Annotated in this window: 28 protein-coding genes and 2 pseudogenes; 6 read left to right on the top strand and 24 right to left on the bottom strand. The window is 40.3% G+C overall.

From position 1 onward, the window contains the following. Window positions 1–22: 22 nt before the first annotated feature. The 7 genes from BQ4305_RS14540 to BQ4305_RS14515 all read right to left on the bottom strand — a co-directional run bounded on the left by BQ4305_RS14540 (window position 23) and on the right by BQ4305_RS14515 (window position 7067). Window positions 23–793 carry a hypothetical protein gene (locus BQ4305_RS14540; RefSeq protein ID WP_110928445.1) on the bottom strand — a complete coding sequence of 257 codons (771 nt, stop codon included), beginning with the start codon at window positions 791–793 and terminating at the stop codon, window positions 23–25. 16 nt (window positions 794–809) lie between these two features. Then, complete coding sequence (locus tag BQ4305_RS14535) at window positions 810–1667, bottom strand: tyrosine-type recombinase/integrase (protein WP_110928444.1); 858 nt, start codon at window positions 1665–1667, stop codon at window positions 810–812. Between the two features lie 140 nt (window positions 1668–1807). Next, entirely contained in the window at window positions 1808–4375 is a 2568-nt protein-coding gene (locus tag BQ4305_RS14530) for a hypothetical protein (RefSeq protein ID WP_110928443.1), read from the bottom strand. Between the two features lie 97 nt (window positions 4376–4472). Next, window positions 4473–4949, bottom strand: coding sequence for a hypothetical protein (locus BQ4305_RS14525; protein ID WP_110928442.1), 477 nt, complete (start codon window positions 4947–4949; stop codon window positions 4473–4475). A 631-nt stretch (window positions 4950–5580) separates the two neighbouring features. After that, window positions 5581–6174, bottom strand: a complete 594-nt coding sequence (locus tag BQ4305_RS22100; protein WP_324611589.1) for a tyrosine-type recombinase/integrase — start codon at window positions 6172–6174, stop codon at window positions 5581–5583. 56 nt (window positions 6175–6230) lie between these two features. Continuing rightward, a complete protein-coding gene (locus BQ4305_RS22095) occupies window positions 6231–6449 on the bottom strand; it encodes a site-specific integrase (protein WP_324611588.1) in 219 nt (72 codons plus the stop codon). A 249-nt stretch (window positions 6450–6698) separates the two neighbouring features. Next, window positions 6699–7067 carry a hypothetical protein gene (locus BQ4305_RS14515; RefSeq protein ID WP_234396971.1) on the bottom strand — a complete coding sequence of 123 codons (369 nt, stop codon included), beginning with the start codon at window positions 7065–7067 and terminating at the stop codon, window positions 6699–6701. A gap of 278 nt (window positions 7068–7345) precedes the next feature. Here BQ4305_RS14515 and istA point away from each other — a divergent pair, with 278 nt between their 5' ends. After that, a complete protein-coding gene (istA, locus tag BQ4305_RS14505; RefSeq protein WP_234396927.1) occupies window positions 7346–8869 on the top strand; it encodes an IS21 family transposase in 1524 nt (507 codons plus the stop codon). Then, window positions 8866–9624, top strand: coding sequence for an IS21-like element helper ATPase IstB (istB, locus tag BQ4305_RS14500; protein ID WP_110927700.1), 759 nt, complete (start codon window positions 8866–8868; stop codon window positions 9622–9624). The genes istA and istB overlap by 4 nt, the downstream gene beginning before the upstream one ends. A gap of 192 nt (window positions 9625–9816) precedes the next feature. On the opposite strand, the gene BQ4305_RS14495 is transcribed toward istB, so the two are convergent. The 13 genes and pseudogenes from BQ4305_RS14495 to BQ4305_RS14440 form a co-directional block, all read right to left on the bottom strand. After that, window positions 9817–11361 carry a protein kinase domain-containing protein gene (locus BQ4305_RS14495; protein WP_110928441.1) on the bottom strand — a complete coding sequence of 515 codons (1545 nt, stop codon included), beginning with the start codon at window positions 11359–11361 and terminating at the stop codon, window positions 9817–9819. 473 nt (window positions 11362–11834) lie between these two features. Beyond that, window positions 11835–12137: pseudogene (locus tag BQ4305_RS22295) on the bottom strand (flagellin); the annotation flags it as partial. Window positions 12138–13013: 876 nt separating this feature from the next. Next, window positions 13014–13370 (bottom strand): annotated as a pseudogene (locus BQ4305_RS22290) (flagellin N-terminal helical domain-containing protein); the annotation flags it as partial. A 149-nt stretch (window positions 13371–13519) separates the two neighbouring features. Further along, window positions 13520–13753, bottom strand: a complete 234-nt coding sequence (gene csrA, locus BQ4305_RS14485; RefSeq protein ID WP_110928439.1) for a carbon storage regulator CsrA — start codon at window positions 13751–13753, stop codon at window positions 13520–13522. Continuing rightward, window positions 13753–14196, bottom strand: a complete 444-nt coding sequence (gene fliW / locus BQ4305_RS14480) for a flagellar assembly protein FliW (protein WP_110928438.1) — start codon at window positions 14194–14196, stop codon at window positions 13753–13755. The genes csrA and fliW overlap by 1 nt, the downstream gene beginning before the upstream one ends. Before the next feature lie 7 nt (window positions 14197–14203). After that, complete coding sequence (locus BQ4305_RS14475; protein ID WP_110928437.1) at window positions 14204–14779, bottom strand: DUF6470 family protein; 576 nt, start codon at window positions 14777–14779, stop codon at window positions 14204–14206. Between the two features lie 45 nt (window positions 14780–14824). Further along, window positions 14825–15706 carry a flagellar hook-associated protein FlgL gene (flgL, locus tag BQ4305_RS14470; RefSeq protein ID WP_110928436.1) on the bottom strand — a complete coding sequence of 294 codons (882 nt, stop codon included), beginning with the start codon at window positions 15704–15706 and terminating at the stop codon, window positions 14825–14827. Window positions 15707–15729: 23 nt separating this feature from the next. Continuing rightward, window positions 15730–17289, bottom strand: coding sequence for a flagellar hook-associated protein FlgK (gene flgK / locus BQ4305_RS14465; protein ID WP_110928435.1), 1560 nt, complete (start codon window positions 17287–17289; stop codon window positions 15730–15732). A 21-nt stretch (window positions 17290–17310) separates the two neighbouring features. After that, entirely contained in the window at window positions 17311–17799 is a 489-nt protein-coding gene (locus BQ4305_RS14460; RefSeq protein WP_110928434.1) for a flagellar protein FlgN, read from the bottom strand. 139 nt (window positions 17800–17938) lie between these two features. Beyond that, window positions 17939–18217, bottom strand: coding sequence for a flagellar biosynthesis anti-sigma factor FlgM (gene flgM, locus BQ4305_RS14455; RefSeq protein ID WP_110928433.1), 279 nt, complete (start codon window positions 18215–18217; stop codon window positions 17939–17941). A gap of 132 nt (window positions 18218–18349) precedes the next feature. After that, complete coding sequence (locus BQ4305_RS14450) at window positions 18350–18760, bottom strand: TIGR03826 family flagellar region protein (RefSeq protein ID WP_110928432.1); 411 nt, start codon at window positions 18758–18760, stop codon at window positions 18350–18352. A gap of 67 nt (window positions 18761–18827) precedes the next feature. Further along, on the bottom strand, window positions 18828–19520 hold the full coding sequence (locus tag BQ4305_RS14445; RefSeq protein ID WP_110928431.1) for a ComF family protein: 693 nt from the start codon (window positions 19518–19520) through the stop codon (window positions 18828–18830). Then, a complete protein-coding gene (locus tag BQ4305_RS14440) occupies window positions 19513–20469 on the bottom strand; it encodes a helicase-related protein (protein WP_110928430.1) in 957 nt (318 codons plus the stop codon). Before BQ4305_RS14440 ends, BQ4305_RS14445 begins: the two co-directional genes overlap by 8 nt. Before the next feature lie 210 nt (window positions 20470–20679). Here BQ4305_RS14440 and BQ4305_RS14435 point away from each other — a divergent pair, with 210 nt between their 5' ends. After that, window positions 20680–21525: a helix-turn-helix domain-containing protein gene (locus BQ4305_RS14435; protein WP_110928429.1), complete on the top strand. Its 846-nt coding sequence runs from the start codon at window positions 20680–20682 to the stop codon at window positions 21523–21525. Here the strand turns inward: BQ4305_RS14435 and BQ4305_RS14430 are convergent. The 3 genes from BQ4305_RS14430 to BQ4305_RS14420 form a co-directional block, all read right to left on the bottom strand. Next, a complete protein-coding gene (locus BQ4305_RS14430; protein ID WP_199880699.1) occupies window positions 21518–22165 on the bottom strand; it encodes a hypothetical protein in 648 nt (215 codons plus the stop codon). The two genes, BQ4305_RS14435 and BQ4305_RS14430, sit on opposite strands and share 8 nt — an antisense overlap. Further along, window positions 22068–23267 (bottom strand): FtsK/SpoIIIE domain-containing protein, encoded by a 1200-nt coding sequence (locus BQ4305_RS14425; protein ID WP_110928427.1) that lies wholly within the window; start codon window positions 23265–23267, stop codon window positions 22068–22070. Before BQ4305_RS14425 ends, BQ4305_RS14430 begins: the two co-directional genes overlap by 98 nt. Window positions 23268–23476: 209 nt before the next feature. Beyond that, window positions 23477–23659, bottom strand: coding sequence for a hypothetical protein (locus BQ4305_RS14420; protein ID WP_110928426.1), 183 nt, complete (start codon window positions 23657–23659; stop codon window positions 23477–23479). 149 nt (window positions 23660–23808) lie between these two features. Between BQ4305_RS14420 and BQ4305_RS14415 the strand changes: the two genes are divergently transcribed. From BQ4305_RS14415 to BQ4305_RS14405, 3 genes are all read left to right on the top strand, one after another. Then, window positions 23809–24000: a helix-turn-helix transcriptional regulator gene (locus BQ4305_RS14415; RefSeq protein WP_110928425.1), complete on the top strand. Its 192-nt coding sequence runs from the start codon at window positions 23809–23811 to the stop codon at window positions 23998–24000. Between the two features lie 2 nt (window positions 24001–24002). Next, entirely contained in the window at window positions 24003–24572 is a 570-nt protein-coding gene (locus BQ4305_RS14410) for a hypothetical protein (protein WP_110928424.1), read from the top strand. 107 nt (window positions 24573–24679) lie between these two features. Then, window positions 24680–25021, top strand: a complete 342-nt coding sequence (locus BQ4305_RS14405; RefSeq protein WP_234396969.1) for a YolD-like family protein — start codon at window positions 24680–24682, stop codon at window positions 25019–25021. 97 nt (window positions 25022–25118) lie between these two features. Here the strand turns inward: BQ4305_RS14405 and BQ4305_RS14395 are convergent, their stop codons facing one another. Further along, window positions 25119–26081 (bottom strand): peptidoglycan-binding protein, encoded by a 963-nt coding sequence (locus tag BQ4305_RS14395; RefSeq protein WP_234396968.1) that lies wholly within the window; start codon window positions 26079–26081, stop codon window positions 25119–25121. Window positions 26082–26120: the final 39 nt, after the last annotated feature.

Raw genomic sequence — 26120 nt, 5'->3', positions numbered from 1 at the left:
TCTTCCATTAGAAATCCATTTGCTAATTCTGTTGTAACAACATCTCAACTTCTCGCTCATAACCATATTTCTGAAAGAACTCAATCAATGCAACCTCAAAGATTTCCCGCTGATTGATGTTCTTTTCCTTGCTAAAATCTCTAACCATTTGGTCAAGGGTGTTCGTCATATGAACCGATTTTGTAACAAATAAACCAGGAAGGGTAAAGCGGGGGATTTGTCCTGACGCTACTGACGCTCCCAAAAGGCTTTGTAAGCCCTCCTTGTTCGAAGCTAACCATTTGAGTAGAGGTAGAAATTGCTCACCGTCACCATTTCCAATGGAAAGGGAACCCTCTAATGAAGCGTCATTACTGACAGTAGCAACCGTTTCCTCTGCATTAGGCAATGTCGGGGAAGTAGAGAGATAATTCCCTGCCTCCTGTGACCATTCAAACCCTTTCGATTTCATATAAGAAGCCATTTCCAAATGATTTTCGAATCCTACTTTCAATGCAACCTTCTTCAAATCCGCTCCTTCCTTATTCAATTCCATTACAATTCTACGAACTCGGTCTGATGGAAAATTCGTCATTGTTTCTAGTGTAGCCTTGATAGAATCCGCGGGTACATACGTCCCTTTTCGCTTGTCCCAAACAAAATTCTTTCGGCTCATATAGCTATCCATTGAACGATAGGTTGAATAGCGATACTGTTCAGCCACGTCTTCCCTTGAAAATCCTTCCCCTAGTAGTTTTAAGATTCCTTTAACCTTTTCATCATAAATTGGTTGCAATGCTTCAGATTCAGCCATTTTTTTCATTCCTCCTTTACAGCGTGTTAACGGCATCTTTCAAATCATCCATGTTGCTATGGACATAGATACTGGTTGTTTTTAGGCTACTGTGCCCCAATAGCTTTGAAATCTTGACCAAATGAACATCATTTTTGACTAGCTTAGAAGCAAATGAATGACGAAGAATGTGTGCAGTCACATGCTTTTTCCATCCCAATGCCTGATTCGTATCCCTAAATATCTTGGACACCCTAGTTTTTGAAAAAGTGCCTGTGTTCCTCGTTGCAAAGAAGTAGTCAGAATTCACCCTCCAGTTCTTCGTGTAGTCCACTAGTAACTCCTTCAATTTCGAATTGATTGGTACAAAGCGGTCTTTGTTGCCCTTTCCATGCCTAATGTGAATCAGATTGTCTTCTAAATCGACATCCTCTACATGAAGGTTTAGGCATTCTGAAATACGCATTCCAGTGTAATAAAGGGTTTGTGCGACTAAACGAGCAAGGTCATGTTGGATAGCATTCACAAATTGATTAACCTCTTCCTCAGAAAGATATTGCCGCTCTTTTTGCTGGCATTTGATTGGCTCTAGTCTTGCGGTCACATTCTTGTCGCACCATTCGCTTTTGTACGCATAGCCAAAGAATGACCGCATGCTTCCTAACACACGTTTTCGACTAATCGGCTGGTACCTCTTAACATCCTTAAGATAATAAAGGTATTCCTCAACATCTTCTTGTGTGATGTCCTCTAAATAAACTGGACTGTTGTATTTTTCTTCCAGATAACGATTCAATAAGGATAAATCCTCATAATAGGCTTTGATAGTAACTACGCTCCGTTCAATGTTCGTTTGGTACTTTCCAAACAGTTCAACTGATTCCATCAATAACATGTCAATGTCCCCTTTCCAATTCATTCAAGTTAATAATATATTTTTGGATTCTTGTTTTGATTCGGGTAAAAATCCCCTCCAATAGCGTCAGTAGCAACTCTTCTTTCGCTACTGACACTACTGTTTGTAAAAGCGGATGATTACCATCCCTCAAATTCATCGTAATCTTCCGATAGTTCAATATCTTTGACTTGATTCGAATCAGTACCTGTAAGTTTCAATACCCCTTGTTGAGGACGAATTGGAATAACATTGCCGCCAGACTTTTGAATGGATACCTTTTTGGAATCTCCTGCATGGCGAATGTCAAAGGTAATCCCTACATCTTCTAAATTGGACTTTACTTCCTTTAGCCTTCTGCTTAGAATGTGAGCCGCTTTTGGGAATGTTTTGACTTTGGTATTAATCTTTTCTTGTTCGGCTACACGTTCTAGTTCACTAAGCAAACTAGCAACGGAACCTGACCATGATTGATTTTCCTTCATTAGAGCAACAACTGTAGCGGCTACTGGATGTGAAGAAATGGCTTCTTCATTGGATTGATTACGATTTTTGCGGTAGGCTTGTAAAAAGCGTTCTCCTCCATAGCCTAAGACTTCTGCAATCGCATATCCCCATCGGGTGAAATCCGCCATTCGTGGGAGCTTGTCTATTTTCACATCAGGGAAAATTGCCATTGCATTTGCCAATGCCTGCAACGCTCCACCAACTATGCGTGCTCTATCCTTTTCAAATGCTTCCCAAACATCTCGTTCTTCCTTCCGTTCAACCTCTGGAATACGGTCTAATTCAATGATAATGGAACGGTCAATCAAATCTGCCCTTGTCACCACTACATTGATACCTGTCAATCCAACACATCTGCGAAGGTCAAGTAGGGTTTCATCATCGTCTGTAAACAATGTACGTTTGCTAAACCCACCACCTGTTGAGGCAATGCATAAAAGGTCGCTTTTTTCGGCTGACAAGCCATCTAAATTATCAAAAGATGGCATATAGTTGTTAGACAATGACAATGCCAAGTCTTGCAAACTATTAGGCATCGTCAGTAAATCTTGTACAGCAGGGTCAACTACTTGTCTTGTCAATCGCATGGAAGTGGACTTGGACGCTCCTTTTTCACCACTAAATACAAGTACAGCATGCGGAATACTCGGAATATTGCATGTGACAAGATAGGTAAGATAAAGAATTTGGTCATCTTCGTTTTTAATTCGGATGTGTTTTAGTAATAGCTTCAAATCCCCCGCAAAATCGGGCAAAACTTGTGCTTTCATATTCTTGTTGCGAGTAAATAGGATTGGCGCATCTTTCAACACTTGGCAAGAACGTGGTTCCACCTTTACAACTTCCCAATCTTCATTCGCTAGGTCATAATAAAATGCACCATTTTTTTCTGTCACTCGTAATTGCAGTTTATGTTCATCACCCTCAAAGGCTGCTTTCATTTCCATGACACCAAGTGCTTGATTCATCGCATCACTGCCTGGTGCCTTTTTCGTAGCATCATAGAATTGCTTCGTTAACCACATTTTGAATTTCTTACTTTTCACCTTTAATACTTCTTTATGACCATTGATAGTTACGGCTGCAAAGGCTTCTCCCAAATCATTTTGAAAGAACTCGGCTTCATCACTCGCTCGAATTAAAATATCTGCTCGCGATTCCTTTTTTGGTTCTTCATTATGGGATGATGGATTCCAATTTGGTTCAAACTTTTTTCGTAATGTTTGCCAGTTTTCTTCTGAACAGCTGTTATGATGGCAACCTGCTGCAATCCCACCATTAGCAAAACGGATGATAAAAGCACTTTGATTTGTATGACTTTCATTCCAAGGACAAGTGGACAATACATACTTAGTTGCTCCATCCTTCCAAGGAGAGGAAAAGGCAATATCTAATTCGTGTTCTTCAATGAATTCTTCCAAATTAAACCCTTCTTCGGTGTTGCTCTTTTTGGAAGATGATTTCCCCTTGGTCTGCATCGTTGGACATAAATCTGCTAATGCCTTTAGCTGCTCCAACGACACTTCTTTCAGTTCTTCTGGATAAGTTAAAATTTGAGACAGCCGATGTGGTCGTTCCTCCGTGTGGTCACCTTTACAGGCCATTGTTCCATAGAGCTTCCAAATTCGAGCGGCATTAAACACACTCTTATCGACATTGACGGATTCGTTACTAAATAGAAAATCCAATGCTTCTAATACCGTTTTGATGAGCAAGGTACTTTCATCATCATTTGGAAGGTCAATAGGATATAATAGGTGTGCACCATTGCCACTGTCTGCCACAATCGGTTCACTCCAACCTCTATCTGTCAAAAACTGTTGTACTTTTTTTGCCATTGTTTGAGCGGCTTGGTGTTCTTCATCTGTTGATGAAATACCTGATGGACGGACAGGGTCAAAATCAATTGGAAACCAGCGTCTGCATTCAATGTCAGCATCAGCAGTCGTATTTTTTGCTCGTTGCACAACTCGGTTTGCCGCCCTTGAAAGTAAGTCAGGATTAACAGGATTTAATGTGAAATAGATAGATGGAACCTTTCCGTCATATTCTTCTACAACATCTGATAGCTTTTGGTAATCATTAAAGTAGCCACTAATTGTACCTCTTGGCGAATTTAGGATGCGTACCTCAGTTAATTCTTTTTCTGATTTAAGAATGGAAAGGGATTCTTCCGTTGTTCTAACTTCTATGTGTGTCATTCTAATGGCTCCTTTTATGTTTTTTGTCTCATGTAGCGTCAGTAGGGACTATAGCAACAACTGCCACTATAGTCGGTACTGTTGCTCCGTTAGGGTGTTACATGTCATCAAAGTCGATGTCATCAACATCAAACAGTTGATTCATCATTTCACTATCTTCTTGATTCGGCTTCTTAGCGTGAATGCCAGCTTCTCCTTTTTGGATTCTGACGATATTACTGTACACAATATCATCACGTTGGACGTTCTCAATCGTTGCTGTTACGTTCATACCGACCAGCCCATCAGTATCTAGTTCTTCCCCTTCCGCTGGAACAGCATCTAGGTCATCTAGCAATTTCATAAGTCTTCCTTTCGGTGACCATGTAATGGTTGGTGCATATTCTAAGTAGATAAATTCACCGTTAGGTTTAATAAATTCTACTTTAATAACTAAGGCATCTCGCTTGCCCGAATCGTGATAGATACTAGGAAACTCTTTAACTCTCACTGAAAAGATTTTCCCATTCTTGGCTCCGTCATCTAAGACATACTTGTTTGAAGGACGAACTAATTTTGATTGAAGTTTTTGCATTTTATGACCCTCCAATGAGCTTCATTTTTTTGAAATAGTTTTAGTAGCTATCTTGCAAGAGTTATCATAAAATAACAAAAAAGATAACGCAAATCGACAAAACCCTTATTTATCAAGGGTTTGAGGCACATCAAAAAAATATTTTTTAAGACGTTTGCACTTGGTCTCTAAGCGTGCACGTTTGAAGTTTTTGATTTCTTAATCATGATTTCCGAACTTTTTTTGTTCCAAAAACTTACTATTTTTACCTTTCAGACGTACAGACTAAGAGACTAAGCAACCCCGACTGACACATTTAGACACATTTCGGAAGAAAGCGAAAAATTTAAAAAAACATGAATCTTCTAATCACCTAAAGTAGCATCGAAGCGTCCCTATTTTCACATCTGACTCTTCATTAGGAGGTCAAAACGGTTCAAAAAAAAACAAGAACCTGCAATGGATTCTTGTTCATTCATAGAAAACAAATCACAATCATTTACCTTTTATTTTTCTTAGACAATTCTTCTAATGTAATTACTAAAATTGCACATACTACTTTTTTGATGATTAGGATTTGCTTAGTATTCATCGTTTTCACTCCAATCAAAAGTCATTTGGGAACAACATTGTGCAGTGGATGCCACCACCCTCATAGTAGATTGACCGCATCCATCTTCTCTTGTTTGGTTGTTTGAATGTAAAACCTTGCTGTCATATTTACAGTAGAATGCCCTGCCAGCTTGCTTACAGTTGTAAGGTCTACACCCTTTTTCAGCAATCTTGTACAGAACGTATGACGAAACAAATGAGGATGCAGCTTGAACCCTAGCTCTTTTGAAATCTTCGCTAGCCAATCCCTCACTGCATCTCGATGCATTTTTTCTGCCCTCTGGCTCACTAATAGATAGTCACTATGGCTGAAATTAGACGCTGAACGCTCTTCTTTCATGTAGCCCCCTACTAATTGAAGCACGTCCTGTCTAAGCCCGATTTCACGTCTCTTTCCTCCTTTTCCAATCACCGTCAATTGGTTCATCATAAAATCAATGTCTGCTATCTTGATTCCAACCAGTTCACTGACCCTTACACCCGTATAGAGCAACAAATAGACAATCAGCTTGTTACGAGTGCTAACCTTGTTTCTGTTTTCAACGAAAAATAGCAATTGTTCCACCTGCTCATCCGAAAGAGCATCCACATTTTCCTCACTTCCAGCGGCAATTTTGATTCTATCCCGCTTCAACTGAATGAATGATTCACTTAGAAGTCCTTTGGTTCTTAGAAAATCGTTGTAAACTTTTAGACTATTAATCTTTTTGTTGATGGTTGAAACAGCATGCTCTCCTTCATCAGATGTTCCTTGTACCTGACAAAAGAAAAACGGGATAGGACTGGAACATCCTCCAATTTCTCTTGCAAATATAATTGGAATCCTTTTACATCGTTCACATATGACTCGATTGTTTTAGCTGCTTTGCCCTCTGTGAAAAGCCATTGTTCAAATTCTGCTATCTCCAAGAATGATTCACCTCCAAAATGAAAAAAGGCTATTGATGTACGCATTTATACACCAATAGCCCTTTACGTTTTCTTAGTATTCAATTTTCCTTGCCATCCTTCCAACTCACGACAGTTATATAATAATGTCGGCAGTTTTTTCATATAGAAACCATTCCATTTCTTTGTCGCTCATACATTCTGCAAAACATGATTTAATTCCTTTTAGTTTTGACATGAGATTGCAGAAAGAAATGTCGTGAATCCCGCTTAGTCAACATAAATCTCGTAAGCAATTTGTTCCCCATTCTTAATCCATACTTCATACAGCTTCTCTCTCATTTCCTCCTCAAGTACATAACCAGCAATCCACTCATACCCTTTATCATCTATATACGAAATTGCTTCAATAAGTAATGGGTTTGGTAGTTTTTCTAGGTGTTCAGCAGGGATGAGCAAATCATCTATTTCTTCATGATAGAAATCATGGGCTTCATAGCCTACATCCTCTCTTTTAACCTCAATGTTAAATGTCTTTTTCATTGTTCCAACAAACCAGTCTAAATACATTATCTTATCTCCTCCTTCAATTGAAAAAGGACTTCCCTCAAAAGAGAGAAGCCCTGCATTTATGAACATCCGAAGCATGCATGTTCCAGTATATAATATATATTTTCGTTCTTTTTCATTACCTCTATATGTAAAAGAGACCCTAGTAAAAACTAGAGTCCCTTTCATATAATCTAAAATTAACGAAGAAGTTGTAGAACTGTATTTGATAATTTAATATTGAGCCACTTTTGAAGGGTTCGATCACATAAAAAATGAGCCACATGATTTCCAATTTTGATAACCTCTCTTATGATTGAAAGTGACCAAACTATCACTTTTAGAGAGAGGCACAAAGGATGATCGATATGGCTCAATTTTATAATATCAAATTCTTACATGAGGTAGAAGGACTATCACAAAGACAAATAGCTAAAAAGCTTGGTATTTCAAGGAATACAGTAAGTAAGTATTTAAAAGAACAGGAAGCTCCAACAACCATACAACGCCAAAGAATCTATGGTGGTACTAAAGATTATTCTGAAGAAACAAAACGGGTATTACCAATAATTGACCAATGGTTAGAGGATGACCTCAACCGATGGGGTAAGCAGAAACATACGGCTACCAATATATATAACAGATTAGTTAATGAATATGACTTTGAAGGTTCGGAATCTAATATACGAAAAATAGTAAGGAAACGCAGAAAAAAGCTTCAGGAAGTCTTCATTCCTCTTGATTTTCAACTCGGCCACCAATTCCAATTCGACTGGGGAGAGGCGGACATCATTCTACAGGGTCGAAAGAAACGTATTTACCTCTTTTGCATTCAGCTTTCCGCAAGTCGTGTAAGGTTTGTGAGAGCTTATCTTCATGAAAAACAGGAAGCTTTCCTTGATGGATTTGTTCATGCGTTTGAATTTTTTGGAGGAGTTCCAACTGAAGGTCTATTTGATAATTTAAAAACAGCTGTGGTAAAAATCCTTCAAGGTAGAGACCGATTGGAACAGGAATCATTTCTTGCCTTACAAACACATTATCTATTCAAATCTGAGTTCTGCAATGTCAGATCTGGAAATGAAAAAGGACGTGTAGAGGGATTGGTAGGCTATGTAAGAAGAAATGCCTTTGTACCTGAGCCGGAGGTTCAGACACTAGATGAATTGAATGATTATTTACAAGATTGGTGTTTTAACGAGGCAGAACGCAAAACCGTTCCTTATACCAAAGAAACAATCGCTGATATGTGGGCTAAAGAAAAGGAATATCTTCACCCACTTCCTGAACAACGGTTTGAAGCCTGTAAGCTAGTCTCTTGTCAGGTAAACAAGACTTCACTAATCTCAATCGAAACCAATCAGTATTCTGTCCCATGTGGTTATGTCGGCCAAGCTGTATGGGCAAAAATTTTTGTCGACCGAGTGATCGTTGTGGCTCAAAACCAAGTGATCGCAGAACATTTACGTTCAAATGAACGAAATCAAATGATTACTGTATTGGACCATTATCTAGAAGCGTTGATAAAAAAGCCTCGTGCGATACGTGATGCACATGCTTTCCAAGCTTCTGACATTCCAGCTGTGTTCAGGCGTTTTCATCGGAAGATGAGAGAACAAGAAGGAGCCATTGGAGATCGAAAGTTCATACGACTTCTCCTCCTTCATCGTGAAATTGGAATGGAAAAGTTAACACAGGCCTTGAGTGAGGCTGAGGAAGCACAAGTTTTTCGTTATGAAGTTGTGCATGAAATCATCCAAAGGCTAACGAATAACCATTTGAAGTCTCACGAGCTCTCTAAAGAGAAGACACCTACAAATCTGCTAGACTATAAAGTTAAAAAGTCAAATGTAGCTCAATATGAACAACTAACTGGAGGTCAGACAAAATGAATGCAGAAATCATGCTAGATCATATTGTAAAGCAACTTAGAATGCCGACAATCGGAAGACAGTATCGCTCTCTCGCTAGAGAAGCGGAGGAAAGAAACCTAAGTTATGAAGAATACCTATTGGCATTACTAGAAACAGAATTAGAAACAAGAGAAGAAAATCAGAGACAGAGGAGACTTAAGCAAGCTGCGTTCCCTGTCCAGAAAACATTAGATACCTATGATTTCAGCTTAATGCCAAGCTTGAATCGAAACCGCTTTATCACCATGGCTAAGGGTGAATTCGTAGACAAAAAGGAAAATCTAATATTTTTGGGGAATAGTGGTACTGGTAAAACTCACTTGGCAATCGCTCTTGGGGTAGAAATGATTCAAAATGGTTATAAAACTAAGTTTATTACAGCATCGGCGTTAGTAGAAGAATTACTTATGGCCAACGAGGAGCATAAGCTTGGGGCATTTGAGAAGAAGTGGCTCAAATTTGATTTGATCATTGTTGATGAGTTAGGGTATGTCCCCTTCTCCAAAATTGGAGCAGAGTTATTGTTCCAATTCTTTTCAAGTCGTTATGAACGCGCGAGCGTTATTGTTACAACTAATCTAGAATTCTCGGAATGGACAAACATATTTGGCGACGATAAAATGACCGCTGCATTACTTGATCGCCTTACGCACCGATCGCACATCCACCTACTTAACGGAGAATCCTATAGATTCCGTCAAAGTATGCAACATCGGGAAGTTGTCGAAGGGTAACAACGGCGGGCGAGGTGTTTGGGTGTCTTGCCCCTCTCCGGGGCAAGGCACCCAAACACCCAACTACTCCCAAATATGGGAGTTAACAGACACTAAGTGGCTCACTTTTAAAGTGATCGCTCTGGCTCAATATAATATTGACAAAAACAAGAACTCCTAGTGATTGTTGGTTCGTTTCTCCCATTCCCTTCATTACACTGAAAGAATATCTTCAATACTAGGTTCTATTCCATTTTCTATCAATTCTTCTATCAATTTTTGTGAATCAAAGCGGTTTACATCAGTAGCAATAGTATTTAATACCCTGGCAGATGTTTCTTTAGTCAAATATGAGAAGCCGTCAGATTTTAAAATTCGATACGCTAACTGTGAGAATACATCATAAGACGGATATGAAAAGCCACAATATTCTTGAAAGGAATCCTCGACCAATTTAATTATTTCTAAACTACGCTTTTCATTGTTTTCAATGAAACTCATAATTGAATTAATAAACTGGGGAATGTTAACCATGTCTCTACATAACTCTATCCCATTTAAACCATAAATATAATTTTCAACATCTTCATCATAAATACCATTTTTAATCTTTTCTTTTACTTCTTGGATTTTTTCACTATTCTCATGATACGAAATTGTTTTTTCTACAGCTTTCAGTAACTCCCTAGCATCTTGAAATCTGTATAAAGGATTTTCATTAGTTGCTTTTTCAGTAACACTTCTAAGTATGTGATTATAAATTCTAGGGTCACCAGCGATTATAAAGTTTATTAATCTTCCTAGAGAATAAACATCACTTTTCTTATCCCCCTCTTTCAGTTGCATAAACTGTTCAGGTGCACAATAGAATAACTGTCCAAATGAGTTCGTATAAGCAGTTCTATGTGAATGGAACATATCTAAATCTTTACCTAAGCCAAAATCGGAAATATGTAGCATTCCATTCACTATCAAGATATTATGAGGACTTATATCTCTATGTATAATATTTCTGTCATGTACCTTATTCATTACATAAAGTATTTGACGTATCATAGTTTTCTGACTATCGAAGTCATGTGTGAAATTAGAAATATAATCAAATAAACTTTGTTCAGCAAATTTCATTGTATAGGAATAATCATCCATATTAAAATCATAAACTTCAATAATTCCTGGTACATCATTTAAGGATTTTGTTATATTATACTCTCTTTTAAATCGGCTTTTAATATCTTGCTTTACAAGAAATTCTTCTCTTAACTTCTTAACTATTAATCCGTTAGACTTTCTCCTGTAAACTGTAGCAAATCCACCCTCTCCTACATATACCAAATCATCATCTTCACTAACTAACTCGAATTTATCTTCTTTTTTAACGATTACAAATCCACTTGGCTTTAGATAATTATTTAACGCTTGAAGTATCTTTTCGCTTAAAATTACAGCCTTAACTTCAGTAATTTGCTTTTCAAGCATGAGGTACCTTTTACTTAGAACAATATCAAAGAAACTATTAATCTTTTTCTTATTAATTAGGTCTATTAGTTTATCCATAGTAAAATACCATCTTGATGGGAAACCTTGCCCATATGAATCTTCATAACCAAAACGGGAGTTAAAAAAATTAACCAACTGAGGTCCAGACTTATATTTAAAGAAATCTCCCTCTATATCTCCATTAAAAAGGTCAGATATATTTCTTAAAGTTTCTTCAGAAATCAATACTATCCCCCCCATAACTGCTAAAGCTATCAACTATTTATTCTTCCTACAAGGTCAATTTTATACTGTCGATTATCAAAAAGAAAGAGACCCTAGCAAAACTAGAGTCTCCTGTATCAAAACTAAAATTAACGAAGAAGTTGTAGAACTCCTTGTGGTTGTTGGTTCGCTTGCTTTGCGACTGTATCTTTCGACTACAGAATAGACTATATCTTCATCCATGTTTTCATGGAGCTGGGCACTTCGAACAGCATTTGCTGCCCTACGAGATTCATAGCCATAGCTTTTTGCCTTAGACCGTTTTCTCTAGTCGTTGAACCTTCTCCATCCTTTCGGAACAGGAGCTTGGCTGCTGATTATCCATTGTGTCATGTGTCATCCTCATCATTTTCAGACCTTCACGCTGACCGTTTCCAGTTACGTTGTGGTTGATGAAGCTTTAGGAAGTTCCAGCAATTCACCCAGTTATACTCTTATCCATTACTAGATAAGACGCCCTTCGTTCATTACCTTAGAAGTTGCAAAACTCCTTGAGGCATTGAATTTGATTGAGCCAACATTGCTTGTGCTGCTTGAGAAAGAATAGAATTCTTAGTTTGTTCCATCATTTCTTTCGCCATATCTACGTCACGGATACGAGATTCCGCAGCAGTTAGGTTTTCAGAAGATGTGTTTAGGTTGTTGATTGTGTGCTCTAAACGGTTTTGATATGCACCAAATTTTGAACGCTCAGCTGAAACAGTTTCAATTGCATTGTTAATTGAAGTAACCGCAGTGTCCGCAGCAGATTGAGAAGAAATATCAATACCTGCTTTCGCCACTGCATCACCAGTTTTTTCGTTACTAGCAAATGTTGCCGCAGTTGCTGCTACAGTTGTAATATCAAGGTCAATAGAATCTGCACCAGAAGAAAGAGCAGTAGCATCACCTACTTCGAATGATAGACCATTGAATGCTCCAGATGTAACGGAAACCTTTGTAGCAGTATCTGCTACTGTAACAGTTTGAGTATTTGAACCGCCATCACTAATTGTAATAATAGTTTCAGCTGCGTTTGCCGCTGCTCCTCCACCTAGAGTAATAGTTCCAGCGTTAGCAAAATCAGCTGCTGTAAATGAGCCTGATTCACTAAGAGTTACACCTGATAAGGATGCATCTGCTCCTTGAATAAGAGATTCAAGTGCAGCTAAGTTAGCAGGGGCATTAGTTCCACTGTTATCCCAGTCTCCAGTAATTGTTACTGTATCAGTACCATTAAATGATGCAGCTGCTGCTGAGTCATCATCTGCAGCAAAAACAATTTTCAAACCATTAAGTGCTGTACCAGCTGCACCTGCGTCAGCTGTAATTGTATTTCCGTTTACATCTAAAGTACCTGTAGCATTGACACCAGTATTATCAGCTGCATTAAATGTAATGTTTGCTCCATCAACAAGCGCTGCTCCTAAAGTATCTCCCAATTTCACATTTGAGATTTCAGAACCATTAGCAGTAGCTGTAGCAGTAGTTGCATCTCTTGCAACTCCTAAAGATGCAGCATCCATAGCTTTAATATTTAAAGTAATATTTTGACCTGAGTTTGCCCCAATCTGGAATACAGCTGCTTTTTCACCACTATCACTAACAGCACCGTTCAATAAAGATTTAGTATTGAACTCAGTGTTATTTGCAATACGAGTAATTTCTTCAGCTAATTGGTCAACTTCTTTTTGAAGCTCTCCACGGTCAGCATCTGTATTTGTATCATTGGCAGATTGAACTGCTAATTCACGCATACGTTGTAGGATATCATGTGTTTCATTTAAAGCACCTTCAGCCGTTTGAATGAAAGAGATACCATCTTGAGAGTTTTTAGACGCTTGGTCTAACCCACGAATTTGTCCACGCATTTTTTCAGAGATTGCTAGACCTGCAGCGTCATCTCCAGCTTTGTTAATTCGAAGACCTGAAGATAATTTCTCCATTGAACTTGATTGCGCTGTTGAAGCACTATTCAACTGACGATGTGTATTAAGTGCTGCGATATTGTGATTGATAATCATTTTTTGTTTCCTCCCTGAGTTTTAACTTCCACATCCGTGTGGAGTAATAAGCGGTGAAACCGATGAAGTCGGCCGCCTGTATCAGTTTCACCGTTCTGTTATTAATATCGTCAGGGAGTGATGTTTGTTAAGTAGGTTTTTATATTTTTTTACGATTTTTTATTTAAAAAAGAAGTTAAGTTAGAAAGCAATTGTACCTCTGTTTTACTTGCTTCGCTGTTTTCCTCTTGGATCGATACATAGACTTCTTTACGGTGGATATCGATCTGTTTTGGTGCTTGGATTCCGAGCTTAATCTGCTCGCCCTCCACTGCCAAAACAGTGATTTCAATCTCATCACCAATCATGATCGATTCGTTTTTCTTTCTTGTTAAAACCAGCATCATCTCGCCTCCCGTACAGTCAGAGGCTGAAGGAGCAGCTGCTTTGTTTCATAGAGTGCGTCATTCATAATGAACTGCTTGCCCAGCTTTTTCTCATTATTTAACACGAGAGGGGCCTTCAAATTAACCGTTGTCTGGCTAAAGGGTTCTCTCACTGTCAAAATAGCAAACACCCACACTTCTTGTTCTGATCCAATCTGCAACGCCGTCTGTGCTTCATCTGATAATTTCACCTCATACTCCGGGAAGTTCTCAAATGGATTTACGACAATAAACCCTAATTCTTTCGTCTGTACAGACTGCAATACCCAAAACGGGGTTTCCTCTATAGGCAGCAGACAGAAAGAGGTCTCGTCAATGAAACCCGGAATCCCTTTTTCAAATGTGTAGATTTCATTTTCAGCAACGCTGACTGGGCCGTGGAATTTTGTTTGAATCTCCATTACCTTATCACTCCTTTTCGTCTGGGAATAGGTTCACAAAATCAATGTCCAATGAATTCTTTTCTTCCAATTCAACATTCACTTTACCTGGTGTATATTCATGAACCGGTTTATGAGTTGTTGCGCTTATTTCCGGTTTTTGCTGCTGTACATCAATCTCTACCCGTGCTGGTTCGTATTGAATCTTGACACTGAAATGGGACGGAACCCAGCCGATATTAAATTGCTTCTTCTCTCTTGCGGCGTTTTGCTTGGCTTGTTCAGAGAAAGGGCTCCCGCCTTTTTCGATATGTCTCAGCTCACGGCCTTGCTCCGACCGTCTTGCCATTCCGGCGAGCCAGTCTTGATACCCCTGGTTAGCGGCTTCTTCTGTTCGTTTGAATATCGATTTCAAATCGACATCTTCTCTTGCTTTCGTCTGGTCGATCGTCAGCTTTCCCAGCATTGTTTCAATGTTCATAATGGCTTTCGGCTGTTCAATGGAAAGCTCTGCCGGTGCTTGCTCGATTTTTTGGACTGGATCTTGAATATCCAAACCGATTTTTGCCGAGTTGGATTGAAGTCTTATTTGCGGTATCTCCATTTTACTCACCTCTTATCAAAAAAAGCTATCCATAGCGGAATAGCTTTATCGTAGAAAATCTAATAATGATGGCTGAATGATTTTGGATCCGACACTTAAAGCAGCATTATGGACACTTTCCTGAGTCGTCAGATTCATAATTACTTTTTCAATATCCACGTCTTCATTTTTTGAAAGAATTTCGGTTGCGAAGATCTCCTGGTCACTCAGCCTTTCTGTCATCATATCGACCCGGTTCTGTCTTGCTCCTACCTGAGCCCTGACATTCAAAAAATCACTGATTGTCTGGTCCAGATCAGCCAGCCGGTCTCCAATGTTCGCATCATTGTTTTCCAGGGCGTCAATCGTTTTCTGAATGCTTCCATCCTGGGATAGAGCTGTTCCAAACAAGGCAGAGCCATCTGTATTGATCTCGATATTAATCCCTGAAAAGACTTCTAATTGAATCTTGCCTGACCCATATATGATATTTCCTTCTGCATCCTTATTGGAAGAAGGCTGCTTATTCGTTTCCAGACCATTGAAAATATATTTTCCGCCTATTTCGGTATCGCCGATATCAATCAAGTGCTCTTTCAGCTGTTTGATTTCTTCCGAGATGTTTTTCCTTTGTTCACCTTCATAGGTCCCGTTGCTGGCCTGAACCGTCAGCTCGCGGATCCGCTGCAAGGCATTAATTGCCTGATCGAGTGCATCGTCTGTACTGTCTACCCAGCTCTCTGCTTCTGCGATATTGCTTTTATATTGCTCGATTTGACTGAGGTCTGTCCGGTACCCCATGCCCATCATCGCAGCAACCGGATCATCCGATGGCTTTGTGAACTTCTTTTGGCTTGATACTTGTTCATTCAGTTTGGCCAGTTTTTCATAGCTGTTGCTAATGTTTCTCAATGTATTATTTGAGAGCATCGATTGCGTTATCCGCATGTGAGGTTCACCCCGTTACTGTTTTATCGTCCTACTAGCCCCATGCCGTTGATAATCTTATCCAGCAATTCGTCCATCATTGTGACCATCCGTGCTGAAGCATTGTAGGCCTGCTGGAACTTAATCATATCTGTCATTTCCTCATCCAATGAAACAGAGCTGACCGACTGCCGGTTGTTTTCAACGGATGAGGCAAGCGTCGTGGCATTCGCTGTATCCTTTAAAGCACTTTGGGAATCGACGCCCATCTGGCCAATGATCCCGGAATAATAGGAATCAAAGCTGCCAGTCAGCCCTTTTGCAGTAAATTCTGCACTGTTATATGTCTGATATTGAGTAAAGTCCAATTTCTTTAATTCAGCCAGTTTCAGCGCATTTTTATTATCACCCGAAGCACCGCTGTCTCCGCCTGCACGGATTAGGTTACTGTTATTCAGAATCTCTGTATTCACTTTAATCGATTTCGCAGGGTTCGTATCATCCATTGTAAAGAAATCTGTTGTCTCCGTTTCAATGTCTGCCAATGTATGCCCCTGGGCATGCTGGTAGTTGAATTCTTTTACAAAAGCCGCCGTCATATTGTTCAGATTCTCAATCATTTCCGGATAAATGCCTTTGACCTCGCCGTTTTCCATATAGCCGTAACTCTTAATGATCCCGGCGAATTCCCCCGAAAAGCTGATATCCTCGACAAGCTGATTCCCGAATTTCACTCCGGATACAGCACCGCTGTCTTGGTCATACTGAACTTCGGCTTTAGCTGTTCCGAGCCGGCCTGTCTCATTCACACTGACCAGATTAACAGGAGGCTGGTAAGAGGATCCGTCTTCACTGACAAGCTCGATATTATATAATCCGGCCGCCCCGTCACTGGCCTTCCCATAATTGGTCGGGATGACGTGGGAAACCTTGATATTGACCATTTTTGAAAGGTTATCAACCAGCAAATCGCGCTCATCATACAAATCATTTGGGATATAGCCATGCGGCTCTACCTTGCTGATTTCGCTGTTAATCCGGTCGATACTCTGGATCAGCGAGTTGATTTCGCTTTCTTTGACATTGATTTGATTGCCGATATCAGTCTGCACATTTGTCAGAGAGTTGTAATAGTAATTTAAGGTATCCGCGACCATTTGTCCTGTCGACGCTACGACAGAACGGGCACCAGAATTTTCAGCATTTGCCGAAAGTCCCTGCAGGGAACTCCAAAATTTGGACATGGTGGCCTGCAGCCCATTATCGGTCGGCTCATTCATGATGCCTTCCATTTTGGTTAAAGATTCACTGAGCGCGCCGTAATAGCCGATTTTATTGTTCTGTGTCCGAAATTGCGTATCCAAAAAGCTGTCGCGAATACGCTGAACCGTTTCCCCGGCTACACCTGTCCCGAGCTGCCCGGCTACGAGCGGACTGTTCATTCCGACGGTCGGAAACGCACTCGTCTGCACCAGATTCAGACGCTGACGTGAATATCCTTCTGTATTGGCATTCGCCACGTTATTTCCTGTTGTATATAATGCGCTTTGCGCCGTATTCATTCCGCGCTTCGCTGTCTCTAACCCCATGAAGGTTGAAATCATAAATGTAGCCTCCTTTTCCCGCTATGCCTTCGAGTCGAACATGCTTCTCCCATTGCCTTTAGAGCTCTGCATTTTATGGTCATACGTATCAGTTTGCCGCTGCGGCTGAAGAAGATCCAAGTTCAAATTGACGAATTGCAGGGATTGATAAATCAGCTGCTGATTCAAATCATTCTGTTCCTTCAGCTTCATCATCTCACCGAGAAGTTCTGTCTTAAGCCCTGTTAATAAAGCCGCTTCTTCCTGCTCCGCCGCGTCTATTACATCATCCAGTACGAATGCCGTTCTATGAATCCCTTTATCTCGTAAAAACGCCTTTACAGCCGATTCCCGCTCTGTTTCCGTCTGGCTGATGGCTTTAATATGCTTTTGTTCATTCATGAGCAGGGCCGTGAGCGCGTCCGTCTTTCCTTCTTTAATCATCCCTGTTTTTTTTTCGGCCAAGGCATTCAGGCTGCTGTGCAGCATGATCATCTTCTTCAGTATGTCAGCAATGTGCTGTGTGGACATATTTCTCTCCTCCTCTGCCCATGGATGAGGACGGCATTAGCCGTCCTGAATTTTAATCAATCGTTTGATTAGTTTAGCTTTGTTGCTTTTAACGATGAAAGACGAACGTTTTCGATCAATCTTGATGTCTTCGTGTCAATCAGTCATTATTTTTGGCGTAAAAATTGATGATTCCTTTAGCTGTTGCTTTTGCATCGATTTTATAGGTGCCGTTTTCGACCTGAACCTTCAGGCTGTTGATTTTTTCTTGTCTCGCCGCTGTTACATTAGCGGCTGAAGCACTTTGCATTTCTTTAGCAGCTGAAGAAATTTCCAGCTTGTCAGTTTTTTTAGCAGAAATCATGTTGGCCTTTTCCGCCTTTTGAGACTGGAGATGATATGGATTGATGCCTTGAGTTCCAATATTATTAATTTTCATTTGGCTTCCCTCCGTTTATTTGATCTCACTCATTTATTTTCATTCTATATGAAGCAGTATGCTTTGTGTTTGATTTACTCTATTATTATCGGCGGTTTAAGCAGAATTTTAACCGATTTTTTCGAATTTCTATCAGCGGCCTTTTGAAAGGTATGTGTTCTGTCTTAACCTCTCTTCGCGTTCTAAGCGTTCCTTCTCTTCTTTCTCAAATTGATTCAATTCACTGCGCAGGTCTTTGCTGCAAGCATCGCAAAGCTTCCCCGCACGAGTCGGTTTGCCGCATTTCTCACAAGGCACTCCAAGATTAGGAAATTGCGATAATCTCAGCTTTCCTGTCTTAATGAATTTAACTATCAGCATTTCTTCGACACCTGTCTCCTCGACTACTTGCTCCATCGTAGCTGTCCGGTTCTTCTTTTTTCGGATAAATTCATATACCTGATCAAATTGGGCTTCTTCTTCCTTATAGCATACTTCACATACGTCCCTGAATTTGGTCTGTACAAACAAGGCATCGCAATTAGGGCAATTCATTAATTCCATAAAACTTCCTCCTGAGTACCTGAGTATTGTATTACTAATATCGTATCCGGGAGGCAAATCTTTAGCATTACCGCGCCAATGTAACAGAAATGACTTTTTCCGCCCCTGCGTCCTTCAGCACCTTCGCAGCCTGTCTGAGTGTGGACCCGGTCGTGTAGACATCATCGATGATCAAAATTGTCTGTCCAATGATTTCCTCCGTTCTATTCAATTGAAAGACATTTGTTTGGGCAATTCGCTCTTTACGCGACTTTTTCGACTGCTTTTCTGTATGGTTTCGAATAAGAAGCGTTTCACTCTTCAAGCCAAGCACATGAATTAGAGCTTCCGCCTGGTTGAATCCTCTTTCCCCCAGTCTCTCTTTGCTAAGGGGAATAGCGGTCAGCAAATCATACTCCGCAGCAGCCAGGCATTCCTTAAGATAAGGTTTAAACACCTCTGCTAATGCATAGTCTCCTCTGTATTTGAATTTGGCAATCAGCTCTTTTAACGTCTCATCATACTGAAAAATGGACCAGTTGTTGGATAGAACTCCATTCCAATCCTTGTTCCCTTCCCATCTGACACAGTCAAGGCAGAGACGGTCTTTGCGGAAATCATCCTTCAATGATCTTGAGCAGATCTCACACCGTTCTCCCTTTATTTGCTGCAGGGTTTCTTTACAGGCCTTACAGAGCTTTTCTTCTTCACGATTAAATAAGAGTGTTTTCCATGTATCCGCTTGGCTTGTTTTTGCATGACATACGAAACAGTTAGACATCAAGGAGACCCCGTTTCGCTGCTTCCTTATTCATCATCTCAATATGCCGGGCAGCAGAAACCATTGCTTCACTTTTCCCATAATGAAAAAAGGTGACATTCCCTATTGGAAAAGAAGCGCTGCGGCCAACCCGCCCCGCTATTTGCACAAGAGCACTTTCCGTAAAGACTTCATGCTCCGCACCAATCACAGCCGCATCCAGCCGTTCAATCGTAACTCCCCTTTCAAGGATTGTCGTTGTCAACAGACCAGGGATTTCACGGTTCCGTAACGATTGAACCCGGCCTTTCCTTTCCGGGTGTTCGGAGTGAACCGATAACAGACGGCGGTCCAGCTTCTGAAACAAAGGAAGGGCGTACTCCATCATCGTGATACTCGGAAAAAATAATAAAAAGGGGATTTCTTTTTCTAGCCGGAATTCAATCCAGTGCTGAAGGGTTTTGGGAATGAGGCCTCGTTCCAATTGTTTTTTCCAATGGCCGCTCCATTTTAATTGCGGAAGCGGTATCGGTTTGCGGTGATAGCGGGCAGGGATTTTCACAGCCTGGAGACGGCCGCGCTGGCGGTCACGTTTCATATCAGGAGAAGGTGTGGCAGTAAGAAGAATGACAGATGCATCTGCTTTCTTTGATTTTTCAACGGCGAATTTTAGAGAGCGGTCCATGGAATAAGGAAAAGCATCTACTTCGTCAATGATCATCATATCGAAGGCATCACGGAATCTGCAGAGCTGATGAGTGGTTGAAATGACAAGCGGAGAATAGGTATGCCGGTCTTCACTGCCACCGTATAGAGCAGTGATGTGAATAGAGGGAAAGGCTGATTTCAGTCTGGGAGCCAATTCGAGTACAACATCAGTACGGGGAGTAGCGATGCAAATTCGTTTGCCTGCTTTCAGGCCTGTTTCAATGCCGCGAAAAAGGACTTCTGTCTTACCTCCCCCGCAAATAGCCGGAAGTGAATACTAAAAAATCCAAAATAAAAGAAGAGCACAACGTGTTCTATGTAGTGCTGGTAACACTCTAGAACCGATCGCCTACTCTAACTAGGCAAACACCTGCTGTACCCTTCACATGCATTTTATTATAGATGCACAAGGTAAGCAACGGTTTGTCTAAAAAGCGAATCGTTGCTTTTCTTATAAAGGGAGCATTTTAGTATGAAAAAACGTATTGATGTAATCGCAAATGAAGAAGCCTTCCACAATCTTTCTTCCTTCACTCAGATTGAAGATATGAATCAAACTGTACGTACTTACAGAGACGTTATCAGGGCGTCTATTAAGCGTGCTGACGTACAAAGCAGACTAATTGCATTACTGGAAATTTTGAAGCGCCACAGCTGCAAGCAAATTGGCGTGAGCTACATGTGCAAAAATACGATTGCGGGTAAGATGGAATTATCCTATAAGACTGTGCAGCGCCTGGTAAAAAAATTAGAAGACCTGGGCATGATCCGTCAGGTAGCAATGAAGCGTAAAAAGGATATGCTACAGACAGCTAATGCTATTATCATTCAACCTGTTGAAAAGGAAATGTCCGGCAAGACCCCTTCCGAAAAGTCCGAGAAGTGTCCGACCATTAAAACAACCCCTGTTTCTTTAAAACAAAAGATTAAAAATATAAATAAACGTAATACTGTTTCCTCATCTTCCGATATGGATAAATCTACTGATCAATTCAAAAAAGCAAATTTTGTAGCCCATTGGGTACCATCTACCTTTGCAGAGTTAGCTGGCTATTTCTATTCGGATGCCAAAACTATTCAGGAATTTTGGAAGGTTGTTAAGCAGAATAATAGAGTTGTGGATCATTATGATAACACTAGGGCTTTTAATAGTGAACAGGAGCTAAAAATAGGAGTCAGAGCAATCAAAGAATTTGTCATGAAGATAAAGTCTGGAGCAAAAATGAAAAACGGCATCTTTGCTTATTTCCACGGAATTGTAAACAATTTGATGAGTAAGCTTTATTTTGACGTGGATTTCATGCAGAACTTTAGCTGATCGATGAGAAAGTGTGGACCTGGCCATATATATTTTTCTCTTTCATCCAGCCTTCTAGTTTTCGCTTTCTTGCTTCTGTTAGTGTGAAAAAATATAGGACAGGGACCAGGCCACGTTCTTCTTTGATAGACGGCAGCACTTTGACGTATGCATCTATTTTCTTTCTGTTATCTGCCATGCCGCGGGTGTTATCGATCTCAACTAAGTGGAGGTATCCATTTCGGGTAAATGAGGCGTCTGCAATGACCTTCTTTTTATCCGGTAGAGAAATGCCTTTGAACTGGATTCCGTACCCTGTAGCGACCGGCTCCTTTGCTTCCAGAGGACATTCACGCTGCCAGTCAATCGGGCAATTGAAATACAGATAAGCGTCATTGCAAAGTAGAGTATGATCCAGCAGCATATTCTTTTTCATTTCCCTTGTGGATCCAATAAGCTCCCGGCCATCTTTATTAAGATACAGCACCTTCTCTTTGTTGTGGAAAGTCTCGATTACATACGGCTGCAGCTGTTTAACTACCCGGCAGGCATTGCGATAACTTTTAAGGTCGTGGGTTTGCTGCAGGTGTTTTATCTTGGCTGCTCCAAGGGTGTCGATTGTCATTAGCAGGCTTTCGATTCTCATCATGGTTGATTGCATCTGCTCTCTCCTCCATTTTATTGAACATGTATTTGTCATCAATATAAGGAACCTGGACAGTGCGATTCTTTTCTATTTTGTAAATAGCGCGGCCTGGAATGCTCGGAAGGTCCTCTGCCCCCACATCATCCAATATGACCCGGCTTCCTACCTGTTCAGCAGCAATAAAGGATAGGCGGGCTACAATATTTGCTTTAATTTGCATAGGAACTGCTTCCCTTGTAGGATACTGAGTGCAAAAAATCAACCTGTAGCCAAGTGCTCCACCTATACGTGCAATTTCTGATAAAACGGCTTGACAAAAAGCTGCGTATTTCTTTGCTTCCTTACCATTTATTATTTGTGGTGACAATTCCGCTCCTTCATCAACGATGATGAACGTTCTTTGATTTATAGGTGTATCCACAATGTTCTTGTACCGTTTAGCTCTCATTTCTCTTTGTTTGGCCTTTAATTGTTCCATAACATCTGAGAGCAATTCTGTGGACTCATATATATCAGAAGCTACAGCCTTCACCTGTGGTATGCCTATATATTCACCAAACTCCATCCCGCCCTTTAGGTCCAGGATATAAAAGTCTACATTCTCAATTTGGTTCATCAGTAGGCTGTAAAAGGCTTCCTTAATAAATACAGTTTTTCCGAACCTGGTCACTCCACCCACAAGCATATGAGGGTATTTGTCAAAGTCATGATAAAGGATCCCTGAGTGATTCCGGCCGACTGGTACCTCCCATGTACCTTTCTGCAGCAGGTCATCTTTATATTTCCAACTTACCGGCAGCTTCTTATTAAAGACGCGTATCAGGAGAACTCCGGTAAATTCTATTTCGATTTCCTTGTTTAATCCATCCCTGATGGCGGGCAATAATTTAATCGCATCATCTGCTGGCATACCTAAAGGCAACGAATATGAGTAAGTTACATGCGACACTTTATCCTCTTTATTGAGCAGCCGTGGGTAGTTCATGGAGTCTCCTTGTTTAATGCCGGCGTTAGTATTTTCAAAAATCCGCTGTATTTTCCCCTCTACCGTCAGTTTCTTTTTCGGGACAAACGCTGCTCCCACCACAACCGCGGGTATGGCCAACCATTCGAGCATTCCCTTCACTCTCCTATTCTATGAATTGTTCAATGTAGACTGCACTGGCCTATTCATTGCACTGTGCATCAAGTGAACTATTCAATGTAGTATGCAATGTTATGCGACACTAAGGCCGAGACTACTATTTCTCTGTGCAATGAAGGAGCAACAGATATACTCTGTATATCTCTTTTTCTCGGCATTCCATACCTCGAAAAAGATTGGAATCATAAAAACAGATGGCTCATTTCTTTTAGTAGCCACAGGATGCCTCCATATTTGGCTGTCTCCATTGCGATTGTCAGCATTTCCATATTGATACCTACCCCTGATTTCTCCAACAATGATATTGCCACCAATGCCCCACCCATTGTTCCCGTAGCGATCAATCCGAATGTAAATGGATCCATGCTGTTCACTCTCCCCTTCTGTGTATACTTCAATGTATGGGGATTCGCCTAAATGATGCTTGTATTTATAAGAAAAGTTATAAAAAACAACAAATTTGCTTATAAAGGTATATAACTTATTTTGGCGAATACCTTTATTGGGTGATCACATGAAATGTTTAATAGGAAACTTGATCAAGGAGCGAGGTTTAAAGCACAAATTCATTGCTGATAAAATCGGCGTATCCACGCAACAAATTTCTAACTGGATAAATATGAGAAACTATCCTACAATTGATAAGGCGTTTAAATTGGCTCAAATATTGGGGGTCAAGGTCGATGATTTATATGAGGAGGAGTAAACGTGAAAAAACTATTTCTAATTGGAATGAGCGTATTTGTTTTAATCCTTGCTGCATGTGGAAATGAATCTACTGAAGATACAGCAAAAGACGAGCAAAAACAGACTGAACCAACTATTGAGAAAAAGAAAGAAACAGAGGATGCAAAAACTGAGGAAACAACAGAGAAATCTGAAAAAGCAGAACCTATCACATGGGAAGATAAAGTGAAAGAAGTTGCAACAACAGATGGTTCTAACACAGAAAAGCATGATGAAATTGTTTCATATGCACGTGATTACAAAGCAACAGATGATGAAATTAAAGAATTTGAGAATTATATCATCCAAGAATATAAGGACAGAAATTACCTAAAAGATGTTACTAACCATGAATACATGCTTGAAAACATCTTTAAAGCTTCTGTAGTTGATTATCATTATGACGATTCCGACAGCAATCCTATACAAGACTTTGCATTTGATTTCTTGCAGAATACAAAATATAACTATCGTGGTGCTGAGACCGCTACAAGTGATTCTACTTTAGCGAATGAAGAGCAGATGAATAAAGCTCTTACTGAAATGAAATAAGAGGAAAGAGTCCCATCTTGTATGGGGCTTTTTTATTTACTCCTATTTTTTTCTTGTTGTTCACGAACAAATGTTTGTATTATACTGAATAAAAAGGAGATGATCGCGTGATTAATAAACTAACTCCAGGGTCTAATATGAAATGGGAATCAAGTAGAATGATGCTTCCAGAACATGTAGCTGCGCTCAGGCAATTAAAAGAAGAAAACAAAAAAGTGGAGAAGCCTATCCTGGATGAGCAAGAATTACAGGAAATTGGCATTGTTGTAATGGACTCATTGTATTACGCTCAATTAATCAGGGTAACTACATGGAAAGACGGTCATTTTACCTCACATGAAGGTGTAGTCAGCAAGGTGGATTACTATATGAAATACCTAAGGCTGGAGCTTGAAGAGGATTTTGAACGGATAATGATTGAGGATATAACTTCTGTAGAACAGTTATAAATACAAAAAGGCCCCACTCAATTGAGCAGGGCTTTTTTGCGCAGGTTAATCCATGGTGTGGATTTATTATTGGTTTATGGTGGTATTCTTATACATATTATGCGAATAACTTTTCGAATGTGTTCGGGCCGGCGATTCCATCCTTAGATAATTTATGAGCACCTTGGAAGCTTTTTACGGCCTTCTCGGTGTTGCTTCCGAACATACCGTCAATCCCTTTAGGATCGTGACCATTGACGTATAGTAAGCCTTGAAGGATATATGTGATATTCCCCTCTGCGCTCTTTCGGACGGTCGGAGTGGCTGCCTTTGTTTTAGGTCCCCACTTTCCATCAACCGCAAGACCTGATTTATATTGTTTGTTTAACTCAGTCTGGAAGCCTTTAAGTGCAGCCTTTAATGTTTCAGGACCGAAATACCCATCCTCTGCAATCCCTGTATTGTATCGGCTGTTCAGTTTCTTTTGAAAAGCTTTAATGTTTGCATCTCCACTTTTTGTTGCAGGCTTGGCTGGCTTAGAAACCTCTGAAGCTAGTTGTGCTTTTGGTGCAGAAGTGCCGTTCACCTTAGAAACAAGATTTGGCTTTTTGCCGGCCAATAATTGAGAGTAAGATAAACCGCCAGTCATCTCTAAGTGTGGATAGTCCTTGAAACTCTTCCAATCTCCACCCCACTTAAACCCAAGTGATTTACCAATGGCAGCCACTCGCTTCCATTTATCGTTAACCGTCCACAGTGCTGTGTTGCCATCATCGCTAACCAGGAAATAGTCCACAGCCAATCCAAAGTTATGATAAGATTGGCCAGGCTTGGCGTTTGTCACCTTGGCTTTAGCAACATTACTGTAATTTACGCCGTTATAGGTATAACCAAGCCTTCCCTGACCATAAAGCTTGGCCTGTTCTGTCATGGAACGATAGCCGGCAGAAATTTGTACAAAGATACCTTCGTCATACGCTCGCTTGATTAATTCAATAGCTGACTCTTTCACCACTGGATGGATGCCACTGCCCATATTTTTAACCGACCGATCAATAAGTGTCTGCAATGCTACAGTCATTAAAATCTCTCCCTTTTTTTAGATAAAATAAAAAGCCAC

Source organism: Bacillus massiliglaciei (assembly GCF_900098925.1).
Lineage (GTDB): Bacteria > Bacillota > Bacilli > Bacillales > DSM-1321 > Peribacillus > Peribacillus massiliglaciei.
This window is presented reverse-complemented; position numbering and strand designations above follow the sequence as displayed.

Excerpts from the sequence above, each read along its gene's own strand:
- BQ4305_RS14540 (WP_110928445.1), bottom strand. The coding sequence starts at position 793 with ATGGCTGAATCTGAAGCATTGCAACCAATTTATGATGAAAAGGTTAAA.
- BQ4305_RS14535 (WP_110928444.1), bottom strand. The coding sequence starts at position 1,667 with ATGTTATTGATGGAATCAGTTGAACTGTTTGGAAAGTACCAAACGAAC.
- BQ4305_RS14530 (WP_110928443.1), bottom strand. The coding sequence starts at position 4,375 with ATGACACACATAGAAGTTAGAACAACGGAAGAATCCCTTTCCATTCTT.
- BQ4305_RS14525 (WP_110928442.1), bottom strand. The coding sequence starts at position 4,949 with ATGCAAAAACTTCAATCAAAATTAGTTCGTCCTTCAAACAAGTATGTC.
- BQ4305_RS14515 (WP_234396971.1), bottom strand. The coding sequence starts at position 7,067 with ATGTTCATAAATGCAGGGCTTCTCTCTTTTGAGGGAAGTCCTTTTTCA.
- istA (WP_234396927.1), top strand. The coding sequence starts at position 7,346 with ATGGCTCAATTTTATAATATCAAATTCTTACATGAGGTAGAAGGACTA.
- istB (WP_110927700.1), top strand. The coding sequence starts at position 8,866 with ATGAATGCAGAAATCATGCTAGATCATATTGTAAAGCAACTTAGAATG.
- csrA (WP_110928439.1), bottom strand. The coding sequence starts at position 13,753 with ATGCTGGTTTTAACAAGAAAGAAAAACGAATCGATCATGATTGGTGAT.
- fliW (WP_110928438.1), bottom strand. The coding sequence starts at position 14,196 with ATGGAGATTCAAACAAAATTCCACGGCCCAGTCAGCGTTGCTGAAAAT.
- BQ4305_RS14475 (WP_110928437.1), bottom strand. The coding sequence starts at position 14,779 with ATGGAGATACCGCAAATAAGACTTCAATCCAACTCGGCAAAAATCGGT.
- flgL (WP_110928436.1), bottom strand. The coding sequence starts at position 15,706 with ATGCGGATAACGCAATCGATGCTCTCAAATAATACATTGAGAAACATT.
- flgK (WP_110928435.1), bottom strand. The coding sequence starts at position 17,289 with ATGATTTCAACCTTCATGGGGTTAGAGACAGCGAAGCGCGGAATGAAT.
- BQ4305_RS14460 (WP_110928434.1), bottom strand. The coding sequence starts at position 17,799 with ATGTCCACACAGCACATTGCTGACATACTGAAGAAGATGATCATGCTG.
- flgM (WP_110928433.1), bottom strand. The coding sequence starts at position 18,217 with ATGAAAATTAATAATATTGGAACTCAAGGCATCAATCCATATCATCTC.
- BQ4305_RS14450 (WP_110928432.1), bottom strand. The coding sequence starts at position 18,760 with ATGGAATTAATGAATTGCCCTAATTGCGATGCCTTGTTTGTACAGACC.
- BQ4305_RS14445 (WP_110928431.1), bottom strand. The coding sequence starts at position 19,520 with ATGTCTAACTGTTTCGTATGTCATGCAAAAACAAGCCAAGCGGATACA.
- BQ4305_RS14435 (WP_110928429.1), top strand. The coding sequence starts at position 20,680 with ATGAAAAAACGTATTGATGTAATCGCAAATGAAGAAGCCTTCCACAAT.
- BQ4305_RS14430 (WP_199880699.1), bottom strand. The coding sequence starts at position 22,165 with ATGCAATCAACCATGATGAGAATCGAAAGCCTGCTAATGACAATCGAC.
- BQ4305_RS14425 (WP_110928427.1), bottom strand. The coding sequence starts at position 23,267 with ATGCTCGAATGGTTGGCCATACCCGCGGTTGTGGTGGGAGCAGCGTTT.
- BQ4305_RS14420 (WP_110928426.1), bottom strand. The coding sequence starts at position 23,659 with ATGGATCCATTTACATTCGGATTGATCGCTACGGGAACAATGGGTGGG.
- BQ4305_RS14415 (WP_110928425.1), top strand. The coding sequence starts at position 23,809 with ATGAAATGTTTAATAGGAAACTTGATCAAGGAGCGAGGTTTAAAGCAC.
- BQ4305_RS14395 (WP_234396968.1), bottom strand. The coding sequence starts at position 26,081 with ATGACTGTAGCATTGCAGACACTTATTGATCGGTCGGTTAAAAATATG.